This window comes from Pseudomonas sp. SAR267 (genome assembly GCF_052077595.1).
GTDB lineage: Bacteria > Pseudomonadota > Gammaproteobacteria > Pseudomonadales > Pseudomonadaceae > Aquipseudomonas > Aquipseudomonas vlassakiae.
Genome location: NZ_JBQIHU010000001.1, coordinates 4,772,243 through 4,785,145, shown reverse-complemented (window position 1 = coordinate 4,785,145; position 12,903 = coordinate 4,772,243). Strand labels below are relative to the sequence as shown.

The window sequence follows — 12,903 nt, the reverse complement described above, 5'->3', positions numbered from 1 at the left end:
CGCGAAGAGGCCGGCGCAGGTTACAGATGACCTTGCCTTGGCAAGCGCTGCGATAGCTCATCCAGCAAACGCTGCTCACGCTTGTCTTCGGCCCGCCGTGCCTCGTCCATGTAGCGCTGCACCAGCTTGCGTAGCCCTTCCACCCGGGCATAGGCTTGCTGCCAGGTGCCGCGGGCATTCTTCAGGTTGTTCTCATGCCAGGCCAGGCTCTGCCGCTGTTGGGTCATGGCCGTTTCCAGCTGGGCCAGGAAGCGCTGATAGTTCAGCAACCAGCTGCCATTCACGCCCTGCCCGCCACGATTGATCCACTGCGCCTGGTACCCTTCGCGGAACGATTCCAGCTCGGCCAGCTTGGCCTGGGCCTGGACCACCTGCTGCTGGAAGTGCCCCACCCGCTGGGCAGCCTTGCGCTCAGCCTCTTCGGCCATGTCGACCACCGGGGCCAGACGCGCAGCACGACCGGGCAGGCTCATGCGCTATCAGCCCTTGGCCGGCGGCGTGAAGATCGCCCCCAGCTCGTCGCGGCTCTGGCCCATGCTGACATTCTCGTCCAGGCCCTGGCGCTGGAAGTCCACCAGCTTGGGCTGCAAGGCAATGGCCAGGTCGGTTTCCGGATCGCCACCGGCGACATAGGCACCCACACTGATCAGGTCACGGCTCTGCGACAGGCGCGACCACAGCTGCTTGAATTTCTGGGCCTGGCGCAAGTGGTCGGCATCGACCACCTGCGGCATGACCCGGCTGATCGAGGCCTCGATGTCGATGGCCGGATAATGGCCTTCCTCGGCCAGGCGCCGGGACAGCACGAAGTGGCCGTCGAGCACACCCCGCGCCGAGTCGGCGATTGGATCCTGCTGGTCGTCACCCTCGGACAGCACGGTGTAGAACGCCGTGATCGAGCCGCCGCCGGGCTCGCCGTTACCCGCACGCTCGACCAGTTTGGGCAGCTTGGCGAACACCGACGGCGGATAGCCACGGGTGGCCGGCGGTTCGCCGATGGCCAGGGCAATTTCGCGCTGGGCCTGGGCGAAACGGGTCAGCGAGTCCATCAGCAGCAGGACGTTCTTGCCCTTGTCACGGAAGTACTCGGCAATGCGTGTGCAGTACATGGCGGCACGCAAACGCATCAGTGGCGCATCGTCAGCAGGCGATGCCACCACCACCGAGCGCTTGAGCCCTTCCTCGCCGAGGATGTGTTCGATGAACTCCTTGACCTCGCGCCCCCGCTCGCCAATCAGCCCGACCACGATGATGTCCGCCTCGGTGAAGCGGGTCATCATGCCCAGCAACACCGATTTACCCACGCCGGTACCGGCGAACAGGCCCAGGCGCTGGCCACGACCGACGGTGAGCAAGCCGTTGATGCTGCGAATGCCCACGTCCAGCGGCTTGCTGATCGGGTCACGGTTGAGTGGGTTGATGACCGGGCCGTCCATCGGCACCCAATCCTCGGCGCGCATGCCACCCTTGCCATCGAGGGCACGGCCGGCACCATCAAGCACCCGGCCGAGCATGCTCATGCCCATGGGCAGGCGGCCGCTGTCGTCCAGCGGCACCACGCGGGCACCCGGCGCGATGCCGGCAATGCTGCCCACCGGCATCAGGAACACCTTGTTGCCGGCAAAGCCCATCACCTCGGCTTCTACCTGCACCGGGTGGTAGCTGTCGTCGTTGATCACCAGGCAGCGCCCGCCCACCGCAGCGCGCAAACCTTCGGCTTCAAGGGTGAGGCCGACCATGCGCAACAGGCGGCCTTCGACCACCGGTTGCACCGGCAGCCCGATCGCCTCGGCGTAGCCACCCAGGCGCTTGCCGAAGCTGGTGCGGTCAAGGCGCATCGCGGGCGTCCAGTTCGATCGACAGGTCTGGTGTCGCCGGGTGCAGGGCCTGGTCGTGCAGTTGGTCGAACAGTTGCGCAACGGCTTTCTCGATGCGTGTTTCCATGGTCGCGTCGATGCGGCTGTGCAAGGTCTCGATACGGCAGCCGCCCGGCAGCAGAGCCTCGTCCTCGAGCAGCTTCCAGCGCTCCTCATGACGCTCGCGCAGCGCCTTGGCCTGCTCGAAGTCCTGCGGGTTGAGGTGAATGCGAATGTTGTCGGCGCCCATCGGCAGCAGCTTCAGCGCCTCGCGCAGCACTTGCGTGATCTGGCTGGAGTCGCTGCGCAGTTCGCGGCCGATCACCTGCCGCGCCATGTGCGCAACCAGATGCACCATGCTGCGTTCAATCTGCGTGTCCTGCTCGGCGATCGGCTCCAGCAAATGCCCCATCAGCTGCTCCAGGCTGGCCAGCTTGACGGCAAGCGCTTCCTCGGCCTCCTGGCGCACCTTCAGTTGCGTGCTGTGGAAGCCCTCGCGCTCGCCGGTGGCGAAGCCTTCGTTGTAGGCCTCCTGGCGGATCGCTTCGAGTTCTTCGAGGGTCAGTGGCTGGACTTCTTCCAGCGGTACTTCCTCGACTTCTTCCTCGACGACTTCCGGCTCTGGCTCGGGCTCCGGCTCAGGCTCCGGATCGAAGCTGGGCAACGCCCAGACATCGAACCCCTCGAGGTCGCGGGCGCGGATCAGGTCGCTGGGATGGGATTCTTTGGTGGGCATGTTCTCAGCTACTCATCAACGGTCCCTGTGGGAGCGGGCTTGCCCGCGAACACCGGCGAAGCCGGTGCCATACACCGCGCTGCCTGCTTCGCGGGCAAGCCCGCTCCCACGAGGAACCATGCTGCCTGCAGGATCAGATCATTTCCTCGGCACCCTTGCCGCCGAGTACGATCTCGCCGGCCTCGGCCATGCGGCGGGCGATGGTGAGGATTTCCTTCTGCGCCGTTTCCACGTCGCTCACGCGCACCGGGCCCTTGGCCTCGAGGTCGTCGCGCAGCAGCTCGGAGGCACGCTTGGACATGTTCTTGAAGATCTTGTCCTTGACCCGCTCGTCGGCACCCTTGAGCGACACCACCAGCACGTCGGAAGAGACCTCGCGCAGCAGTGCCTGGATGCCACGGTCGTCGACGTCGGCCAGGTTGTTGAAGACGAACATCAGGTCTTCGATCTGCTCCGACAGGTCGCTGTCGATCTCGCGGATCGCGTCCATCAGCGCACCTTCCACCGAACTGTCGAGGAAGTTCATGATGTCGGCGGCGCGCTTGATGCCACCCAGGGTGGTGCGCGCAGCGTTGGAATTGCCCGAGAACTGCTTCTCGAGGATCTGGTTCAGCTCCTTGAGCGCCGCCGGCTGCACGGTATTGAGCGACGATACGCGCAGGACGATGTCCAGGCGCACCTTGTGGTCGAAGTTGCTCAGCACTTCACCGGCCTGGTCGGGGTCGAGATAGGCGACCACGATGGCCTGGATTTGCGGGTGCTCGTAGCGGATCACATCGGCCACGGCACGCGGCTCCATCCACTTGAGGCTGTCCAGGCCGCTGGTGTTGCCACCGAGCAGGATGCGGTCGACCAGGCCGTTGGCCTTGTCCTCGCCCAGGGCCTGGTTGAGCATCTTGCGGATATAGGCGTCAGAGCCCACGCCCAGGCTGGTCTGGTCGCCGACGATCTCGACGAACTCGCTCATCACCTGCTCGACCTGCTCGCGGTGCACGGTGCCCATCTGCGCCATCGCCACACCGACCCGCTGCACTTCCTTCGGGCCCATGTGTCGCAGCACTTGTGCTGCATCGGTCTCACCGAGCGACAGCAGCAGGATGGCTGCCTTGTCGACACGGCTCAGCTTGGCGGTAATGGCTCGATTGTCACTCATCGGCGTTGATCCACTCTTTGACGACCTGGGCTACACGGCCCGGGTCTTCGGCCACCAGGCCTTTGATTGCGTTGAGCTGTGCTTCGTAACCCTCGGTCGGGCTCGGCAACAGAATGCTTGACGGGCCACCGAGGCTGACACGGTCGTTGGCCAGTTCGCCATCCAGACCGATCATCCCGCCCAGTTCCATGTCGCTGTCCGCAGCAGCCTGCTTGCCGCCACCGGTGATGTTGTTGAGCACAGGACGCAGCACGCCGAACACCAGCACCAGGATGAACAGCACGCCCAGCACCTGCTTGACGATGTCCCAGAACCACGGCTGCTGGTAGAACGCGATATCGGCGATCTCTTCGCCACGGTCGGCGGCGAACGGCACGTTGATCACGGTCACACTGTCGCCACGGCTGGCATCGAAGCCCACCGCGTCCTGCACCAGGCGCGTGAAGCGCGCCAGGTCTTCGGCTCCCCATGGCGCACGCGTGGTTTCGCCATTGGCACCGACCTTGACCTGGTCGTCGACCACCACCGCCACCGACAGGCGGGTCAGGCGACCCTGCTGCTGACGGGTGTGGCTGATCGAACGGTCCAGCTCGAAGTTCTTGGTGGTCTGCTCACGCTTGTCCGACGGGTACGGCGCCAGCATCGGCTGGCCGGTGGCCGGGTCCATGATCTGTTGACCGTTGGCATCCACCAGCGGCTGGCCAGGCTGGATGGCAGCGGCCGCCCCGGCTGTACCCCCGGTGGTTTGCGGCGCCGACGCCGGCCCTGGCGGCTGGTTGCTCAGCGCGCCCGGCACGCCCTGCGGGCCTTGGCTGCTGGCGCGCTGTTCATTGACTGCCTGCTCGCTGCGCAGCGCCGGCTGGTCCGGATTGAACTGTTCGGAGGTCGACTCGACCGCACTGAAGTCCAGGTCGGCGGAGACTTCGGCCTTGTAACGGTCATTGCCCAGCACCGGCTGCAGGATGTTGTGCACACGCTGGGTCAGCATGCCTTCCATGCGGCGGCTGTAGTCGAACTGCTTGCCGGCCATGGTCAGTGCGGTGTCCTGCAACTGCTCGGAGAGCAGGTTGCCGCGCTGGTCGACCACGGTCACTTGCGACTTGTCCAGCTCGGGCACACTGGTAGCGACCAGGTTGACGATAGCCATGACCTGGCCCGCTTCCAGCGAACGGCCCGGGTACAGCTCGACCAGCACCGAGGCGCTGGGCTTGCGCTCGTCACGCACGAATACCGAGCTTTTCGGGATCGCCAGGTGCACGCGGGCGGCCTTGACGTTGTTCAGGCTGGAAACGGTTCGCGCCAGTTCACCTTCCAGGCCGCGGCGATACCGGGTGGTTTCCATGAACTGGCTGGTGCCCAGCCCCTGCTCCTTGTCGAGCAGTTCGAAGCCGACAGTGCCATCGCTCGGCGCGACGCCGGCAGCCGCCAGCTTCAGGCGCGCACGGGAGAGGTCGTCGGCCTTGACCAGCAGAGCACCGGAGTTGGGCTCGACGTGATAGGGGATGTCTGCAGAGGCCAGGGTATCCATGACCTGCTTGGTGTCCATGCCAGCCAGGCTGCCGTACAGCGGCCGGTAATCCGGTTGTTGCGACCACAGCACCACGGCGAAGCCGATCGCCACGCTGGCTGCCAAACCGACCAGCAGGCCGACCTGACGCAGCATGGGCATCTGCGAGATGTTCTCCAGGAACGCCATGTTCAGGAACGGTGGCTTGGAACCTGGCGCACCGCTCTTGGCGGGGGCGTTTTCGACGACTGCTTCAGCCATGACTTACTTCCGCCCTCAAACCGGCATCTGCATGATGTCCTGGTACGCCTGGACCAGCTTGTTGCGTACCTGGGTCAATGCCTGCATGGACACACTGGCTTTCTGCGAGGCAATCATCACGTCGGTCAGGTCGACGCCGCTCTTGCCGATCTCGAAGGCATTGGCGAGCTGGGTCGACGCCTGCTGGGTCTCGTTGACCTTGCCGATGGCCTGGCCGAGCATGTCGGCAAAGGTGCTTTGGCCAGGCGCAAGCTCAGGGGCAGCGGTGGCTTTGGGCAACGACATGGCATCGGCCTGCATGGCCCGCATGTCCAACATCAGACGATTGAATTCAACACCTTGGCTCATGACCTTCTCTCTCCGGCGGCCGCATTTTTTTGACACTCATGCGGCGGATAGCGCTGAACTAGCAACTCATGTGCCAGCCCGCCCCGCAAACCTATAAATGACTGTTTCAGCCAAACAGGCTGGCTTCCACATCGAGCCCGGCATCCCGCATCTGCGCCAGCTTGTAGCGCAAGGTACGCGGGCTGATGCCCAGTTTTTCGGCAGCTTCCTTGCGCCGCCCACGCTCGGCGCGCAGGGTGTCGATGATCATCTGAAATTCATGGCGACGCATGTCGTCACCCAGGCCACCGGAGTCCAGCGCCACCTGTGCAGGCGATGGCGATTCAGCGGCGCCCACTGCAGCCGACAATGGAATGGCGCCTGCCAGACAGAAATCTGCCGCCTCGATCACCCCGCCCTGCTGCAGGATCAACGCCCGCTGCAGAGCATTGTCCAGCTCGCGCACGTTGCCCGGCCAGGCATGCGCCTGCAGGCAGGCACGCGCGCCGGCAGACAGCCGCACCGGCGCATGCTGCATCTTCGCCACGTGGCGAGCGAGCAAGCGCTCGGCCAGCGGCAGGATATCACCAGCACGCTCGCGCAGTGGCTGCCAGGCCAGCGGGAACACCGAAAGGCGGTAGTACAGGTCTTCGCGGAAGCGCCCCGCCGCCACTTCGCCCGCCATGTCGCGGTTGCTGGTAGCCAGCACGCGGATGTTCAGGGCGATCGGCTTGCGCCCACCGACCCGCTCCACCTCGCGCTCCTGCAGCACACGCAACAACTTGGCCTGCAGGCCAAGGGGCATCTCGGAAATCTCGTCGAGCAGCAAGGTGCCGCCCTCGGCCTGCTCGAACTTGCCGGCCTGGGCAGCGATGGCCCCTGTGAAGGCACCTTTCTCGTGGCCGAACAGCGTGGCCTCGAGCATGTTGTCCGGGATCGCCGCGCAGTTGATCGCAACGAAGGGCCGGGCCGCCCGCGGCGACTGCTGATGGATGTAGCGCGCCAATACTTCCTTGCCGGTGCCCGACTCGCCGGAAATGAGCACGGTCGAGTCGCTGCGGGCCACACGCGCTGCCAGCTCCAGCAACTGCCGGCTGGCGGCCTCGCACGCCACCGGCCCCTCGCTGTCGGCTGCAGTCAGGCGCCCGGCGGCATGCCGCTCGACCAGGCTCAGCAACGCCTTGGGCTCGAACGGCTTGACCAGGTAATCCGCAGCCCCCTCACGCATGGCCTGCACCGCGCGTTCGACGGCCGCGTGGGCGGTCATCAGCAACACCGGCAACTGTGGATGCTGCCGTCGCAGCCTGGCCAGCAACTGATGACCGTCCATGCCCGGCATGTTCACGTCGCTGACCACCAGGCTGTAAGCCTCGCCCGCCACCGCCTCCAGCGCCTCTTCGGCGCTGCCGACCGCATCGAAGGCAAACCCGCCGATTTCCAGGGTATCGCCCAGCGCCTGGCGCAAGACGCGGTCGTCCTCGACCAGCAGCACTTTGATTGCCATCACACGACCTCCGCTGCCTGCCCGCTTATCAACGGCAGCTCCACCTTTACACAGGTGCCACGCCCGACTTTCGAACGCAGCGCAAGCGTGCCCTGGTGCGCACGCACCACGGCGTTGACCACCGCCAAACCGAGCCCGGTACCGGTGGCCTTGGTGGTCAGGAACGGTTCACCCAGGCGCCCCAGCAGCTGCGCATCGATACCGCTGCCGGCATCGCTGACAGTCAAATGCAGGGTGTGCTGGCGACGGAACAGGTGCACCTTGAGCCGCGCCGGGCTGTCGCTGGCCTGTAAAGCGTTCTCGATCAGGTTGAGCAAGGCGCCTACCAGGGTGTCGCGATTGCACAGCAACTCACCCAGATGGCAGTCGCACTGCCAGCGCACCGCGTGCCCTTGCACATGGGCCTGGGCCGCTTGTTGCAGGGCCTGGAACAGGCCCTTCGGGGTCACCCGATCACCCAGTGGCAGCTCGCCGCGGGCAAACACCAGCATGTCACGCACCTGGTGCTCCAGTTCGTGCAAGCGCTCCTTGAGGCTACCGGCGAAGCGCTGGCGGGTTTCTGGCGCAAGTTCACGCTCGCTGTCGGCCAGATGGCTGGCATAGAGCATGGCCGCCGACAACGGCGTACGGATCTGATGCGCCAGCGAGGCGACCATGCGCCCCAGCGACGACAGGCGCTCATGGCGCGCCAGCTGATCCTGCAGGCGACGGGTTTCAGTCAGGTCGTTGAGCAACACCAGTTGGCCGGGCTCAGCGTCCAGCGAGCGAGTGGCAATGGACAGGCGCCGACCATCACGCAGCGAGACCTCATGGCCATCATCCTTGCGCGGGGCGAAGCTGCGGGCAATCACCTGGCGCCACAGCTGGCCGACCAGGGGCTCGCCGAGCAATTGACAGGCTGCCGGGTTGGCTTCTCGCACCAGGCCCTGGTCGTCGATCACGATCACCCCGCCCGGCAGCAGGTCGAGCAGGTTCTGCAGGCGGTTGGCCAGGCGTTCTTTCTCGTTCAGCTCGGCCATGCGCTGCTGGCCGACTACCGCCAGCTCGCCCTTGAGCTCGCTGACGCGGGCTTCGAGCATGCTGTAGGACTGGTTGAGCTGGGTAGACACCTGATCGAACAGGGCGAATGCCTGATCCAGCCCCTGTCGACTCTCCTGTTCGACCGGGGTACGCCCTTGCGGATCAGGGACTCGGGAAAAGTGGGCGGCCTGGGGCATCGTGCTCTCTCGCGTGGCTGACCGTCATAAAAACGGTGTGTTGCCAGCGGTGTAGCAATAGCCGTGCCGGGGATGGGGGATTGGCTGAGAGTGGATGGCTTGAGGACTGTGTTGGGGCGTAGATCGAGCGCCGCCCGCGCGGCGCATCGCGGGCAAGCCCGCTCCCACATTTGTTTCGGGCCAATCACTTCTGTGCCGCCAACAGGAGCCGCCTTTGTGCATGACTGGAAACAGATGGAGCGGCATCAGCGCCAACCGAGATGCATCGCCATGCCAACAAGGAGGTCCCTGTTGGCTTAGCAGGAGTGACTGGCCCGAAACAAATGTGGGAGCGGGCTTGCCCGCGATGCGCCGCGCGGGCGGCGCTCGATCTACACCCGAACATCCAACTCAAGCCATGCACCCAAAGCGAATCAGTCTTCCGCCTGATCCTCGCCGCCCTGGCGGCTCATGCCGTATTTGCGCATCTTCTCGACCAGGGTGGTGCGGCGAATGCGCAAACGTTCAGCCGCGCGAGCAACGATACCGTTGGCATCGTCCAGCGCCTGCTGGATCAGGCCCTGCTCGAGGCTACCGAGGTAATCCTTCAGGTCCAGGCCCTCCGGCGGCAACATCGCATGATTGCTGAAGTTCGGCGCATGGCCATTGATTGCCACGCGCTCTTCCAGGTCGCTGCGCAGGCTGTCGACCAGTTGCTCGTCCTCGTCATCGATGTAACGGAACTTCTTCGGCAGCTCCGACACCCCGATCACCCCATACGGATGCATGATCGCCATGCGCTCGACCAGGTTGGCCAGCTCCCGCACGTTGCCCGGCCAGCCATGCCGGCACAGCGACATGATCGAGGCGGAGTTGAAGCGGATCGAACCGCGCTTCTCGTGCTCCATGCGCGAGATCAGCTCGTTCATCAGCAACGGGATGTCTTCCACGCGCTCGCGCAGTGGCGCCATCTCGATCGGGAACACATTGAGGCGGTAGTACAGGTCTTCGCGGAACGTCCCACCCTCGATCATGGTTTCGAGGTTCTTGTGCGTCGCCGCAATGATGCGCACGTCGATGCTCTGGGTCTTGTTGCTGCCCACGCGCTCGAAGGTACGTTCCTGCAGCACACGCAGCAGCTTGACCTGCATCGGCAACGGCATGTCGCCGATCTCGTCGAGGAACAGCGTACCGCCATTGGCCAGCTCGAAGCGCCCGGCACGGCTGGTGATCGCGCCGGTGAAGGCGCCCTTCTCATGGCCGAACAGTTCGCTTTCCAGCAATTCGGCAGGGATCGCCCCGCAGTTGACCGGCACGAACGGCGCTTCGCGGCGCTTGGAGTGGTAGTGCAGGTTGCGCGCGACCACCTCCTTGCCAGTGCCGGACTCGCCAAGGATCAACACGCTGGCGTCGGTATCGGCCACCTGCTGCATCATCTGCCGCACGTGCTGGATGGCACGGCTGGTGCCGACCAGGCTGCGGAACAGGTTGGGCTCGCGCTGCCGACCGCGCTCCCGCGCCTGGTCGTACATCTCGCGATAGACCTGGGCGCGGTGCAGCGAATCGAGCAACTGGCTGTAGCTCGGCGGCATTTCAAGGTTGGACAGGACCCGACGGCGCAACTCTTCCGGGAACTCCACAGAAGAAATTTCACCAATCAGCAAAACCGGAAGGAACTCATCCCACCCAGCCACTGTCTTAAGCAGCCCAAGGACACTGCCCGGGGCATTGACGGTACCGATCAGCACGCAGAGCACTTCACGACTCGAAGACAGGCTCCCTACGACTTGCTGCCAGTCCTGGCTGGAGCAAGGGAGGTTTTCTTCGCCGAGAAAGTTCAGGACCACCGCCAGATCGCGGCGGCGTGCACTGTCGTCATCGATCAGGAGAATCTTGGTTTCACGCCACATGCAATAGCAACTTCCCTAGTCATATCGGCGCCCTTTTCAGGGCATGCTCGACATCTCCGACTGAATGGTCAGTGTTCGGACGTCTGGAATTCGAAAACAGCCACTAGTAAAGTCAAAAAAGCCGATGCAGTCAAATTAATGGCGCCCGGCTTTTTGCACATCTGTGGTCAGCTGAACAGATGGTATACCTTAGCGGCATTTTTCGCCTGACGGATTTGTGTCATCTCGTCGACTATTGATTGACGCTCACCACTTGCAACTTCAATCAGTTGCCGGTAAACGACCAGCAATTGCTCAAGACTGTCGCGAACGTCGGCTTCCTGGCCGTGCGCCTCGCCCAGCACATCGTTGATGCGCAGGCGGCAATCCAGATCCAGTTCACCCACCGCATCCCAGTCGCGCTTCTCCAGTGCCGTCAGCAACAACTGGCGGGTCTGTTCGATTCGGGCGATTACATCGCTCATGGCACCCTCCTCCTGGCTCAGGAAGCCGACGACTGCTCGCCGATGGCGTCCCAACCTTCCTTGACGGTAATCAGCAGCCGCGCCACTTCATCGATGATGGCCGGGTCGCTCTTGGCGTTGGCTTCGATCAGGCGGCGGCTCATGTAGGTGTACAGGCTGTCCAGTTCGGCCAGGCTGTCGGCGTGGTTTTCCAGATCCAGGCCCTCGCGCAGGCCGCCGATGATGTCGATGGCCTTGCCGATCAGGATGCCTTTCTGGGCGATATCGTTGCGCGCAATCGCACCCTTGGCCTGCGCCATGCGGTCCAGCCCGCCCTGCATGAGCATCTGCACCAGGCGGTGAGGACTGGCTTCGGATGTCTGGGCCACGCCGTTGACTTTCTGGTATTGCCGAAGGGCCAACATCGGGTTCATGGATCTACCTCGTTGCTGCAAAAAAGGTTGCTTGTACCCTGTGTATCGCCGAGACGTCAAAAAACTTTAGCGGCAAAACGAAAAGCCCGGCGCGCTTGCTGGCGCTGCCGGGCTTTTGTCGCTTTGCTGGTGTCTTCGCGTCGCGATGCCGATCAGGAGTTCTTCGCCTGGGCGTTCAGCGCATCGAACACCGACTTGATCTGATTGGCCTGGGCATTGAGCTTGGCCACCGCAGTGTCCATTGCCACGAACTTCTTGGTCAGCGACTCGGTCAGCGACTCGGTGCGACGGTCCAATGCCAACTGCTGGTCAGCCAGGTTCTTGGCGACCTTGTCCAGGCTGGCCTTGCGCGTGGCAAGGCTGCCATCGCTGGAGTTGTAGGGATCGATGGCCTTGTTCATGCGATCGAAGATGCCATTGGTGCCAGTGAACAACTCCTGCACTTGCGAACCCAGCTTCTTGTCGCTCATCGCAGCCGTGAACTTGGTGGAGTTGAACTCCAGGGTTCCATCCTTGGTGGTATTGATACCCAACTGGCTCAGAGTGGTCAGTTGGCTGCCCGCCCCCACTTCCGAGAGCACCTTGCGGATATCGTTGACCAAAGAACGGGTGGTAGGGTCGTTGGTCAGCGGGCCGAGCACCAGGTTGTCGTTGTCATCCTTGGAAGTCGAGGTCAGCGAAGTGATCGCCTTCTGCAAGGTGTTGTAGGCATCGACGAACGACTGGATCGACTTCTGCAGACCATCGTTGTCCGCCGACACCGTGACACTGGTCCCGGTGGTGCTGCCAGCCGGCGTGGTACCGGTGAGCTCCAGGGTCATGCCACTGATGGCATTGTCCACGGTGTTCTTGGCACTGGTCACCTTCAGCCCGTCGATGGTCAGCTCGGCATCCTGAGCCAGGGCGGTGATGTAGCCCGCGCCACCGGCCGCGGTCATCTGCGTGGTGCCATCGATCTCAAGCTCGGGGATCCCGGTGAGTGACAGGTCGGAGCCAGCACCAGTGGTGGTCGAGCTCAGCACCAGGCGCGCACCACCCTCGCCGTTGACGATGTTGGCCGAGATACCTTGGACGCCAAGCTCTTTGTTGATCTGGTCGCGCACGCTTTCCAGGGTCGCACCACTGGCAATGTCGAGCTTCCAGGTGTTGCCACCCTGGCTGACACTGAGCTGGCCGGCGCTGATGGCCGAGGTCGAGCCCCCGGCGAACGACTGGCTGGCCACCTTGGAGCCAGTGGCCAACTTGTTGACCATGATGTCGTAGCTACCGGCGACTGCCGTGTTGCCTGCGGTGACCTTGACCACCGACTCGTTGGCCGACTTCGCTGCATAAGCATTGAACGATGGCGCTTTCGGGTCGTTGAGCTTCTTCATCGCGTCCTGATACGCGGTGAGGGCACTGCGCAGCGAGCCCACACCCGAGATCATGGCCGAGTTGTTGCTGGTCTGCCGGGTGATCTGCGCCTTTTTGGCGGCAGTATCAGCGGTGACCAATGCATTGACCATGTCAGTGATGTTCAGACCAGTACCTTGACCGATACTGGAAACGAGTGTGCTCGCCATAACGTTATCCCTCT

At 63.7% G+C, this 12,903-nt stretch carries 12 protein-coding genes; all 12 read right to left on the bottom strand.

From position 1 onward, the window contains the following. Positions 1 to 20: 20 nt before the first annotated feature. The 12 genes from fliJ to fliD all read right to left on the bottom strand — a co-directional run bounded on the left by fliJ (position 21) and on the right by fliD (position 12,889). Entirely contained in the window at positions 21 to 473 is a 453-nt protein-coding gene (gene fliJ, locus ACTORR_RS22420) for a flagellar export protein FliJ (protein WP_054887153.1), read from the bottom strand. 6 nt (positions 474 to 479) lie between these two features. Then, positions 480 to 1,838 carry a flagellar protein export ATPase FliI gene (gene fliI, locus ACTORR_RS22415; protein WP_441343903.1) on the bottom strand — a complete coding sequence of 453 codons (1,359 nt, stop codon included), beginning with the start codon at positions 1,836 to 1,838 and terminating at the stop codon, positions 480 to 482. Further along, complete coding sequence (gene fliH, locus ACTORR_RS22410; protein WP_054887155.1) at positions 1,828 to 2,592, bottom strand: flagellar assembly protein FliH; 765 nt, start codon at positions 2,590 to 2,592, stop codon at positions 1,828 to 1,830. The genes fliI and fliH overlap by 11 nt, the downstream gene beginning before the upstream one ends. A gap of 133 nt (positions 2,593 to 2,725) precedes the next feature. Further along, complete coding sequence (fliG, locus tag ACTORR_RS22405) at positions 2,726 to 3,745, bottom strand: flagellar motor switch protein FliG (RefSeq protein WP_054887156.1); 1,020 nt, start codon at positions 3,743 to 3,745, stop codon at positions 2,726 to 2,728. Continuing rightward, positions 3,738 to 5,513, bottom strand: a complete 1,776-nt coding sequence (gene fliF / locus ACTORR_RS22400) for a flagellar basal-body MS-ring/collar protein FliF (protein WP_313365816.1) — start codon at positions 5,511 to 5,513, stop codon at positions 3,738 to 3,740. The genes fliG and fliF overlap by 8 nt, the downstream gene beginning before the upstream one ends. A 15-nt stretch (positions 5,514 to 5,528) precedes the next feature. Continuing rightward, on the bottom strand, positions 5,529 to 5,861 hold the full coding sequence (gene fliE / locus ACTORR_RS22395; protein WP_294335154.1) for a flagellar hook-basal body complex protein FliE: 333 nt from the start codon (positions 5,859 to 5,861) through the stop codon (positions 5,529 to 5,531). Between the two features lie 106 nt (positions 5,862 to 5,967). Next, positions 5,968 to 7,344, bottom strand: coding sequence for a sigma-54-dependent transcriptional regulator (locus ACTORR_RS22390; protein ID WP_313365815.1), 1,377 nt, complete (start codon positions 7,342 to 7,344; stop codon positions 5,968 to 5,970). Next, the gene (locus tag ACTORR_RS22385; protein ID WP_054887160.1) at positions 7,344 to 8,561 is read right to left on the bottom strand and encodes a sensor histidine kinase; all 1,218 of its coding nucleotides are present in this window, start codon (positions 8,559 to 8,561) and stop codon (positions 7,344 to 7,346) included. The genes ACTORR_RS22390 and ACTORR_RS22385 overlap by 1 nt, the downstream gene beginning before the upstream one ends. A 413-nt stretch (positions 8,562 to 8,974) precedes the next feature. After that, complete coding sequence (gene fleQ / locus ACTORR_RS22380; protein WP_099814207.1) at positions 8,975 to 10,450, bottom strand: transcriptional regulator FleQ; 1,476 nt, start codon at positions 10,448 to 10,450, stop codon at positions 8,975 to 8,977. Positions 10,451 to 10,617: 167 nt separating this feature from the next. Beyond that, positions 10,618 to 10,914, bottom strand: coding sequence for a flagellar protein FliT (locus ACTORR_RS22375; protein WP_054886303.1), 297 nt, complete (start codon positions 10,912 to 10,914; stop codon positions 10,618 to 10,620). A 17-nt stretch (positions 10,915 to 10,931) separates the two neighbouring features. After that, entirely contained in the window at positions 10,932 to 11,327 is a 396-nt protein-coding gene (fliS, locus tag ACTORR_RS22370; protein ID WP_054886304.1) for a flagellar export chaperone FliS, read from the bottom strand. 152 nt (positions 11,328 to 11,479) lie between these two features. Further along, complete coding sequence (fliD, locus tag ACTORR_RS22365; RefSeq protein ID WP_313364621.1) at positions 11,480 to 12,889, bottom strand: flagellar filament capping protein FliD; 1,410 nt, start codon at positions 12,887 to 12,889, stop codon at positions 11,480 to 11,482. Positions 12,890 to 12,903: the final 14 nt, after the last annotated feature.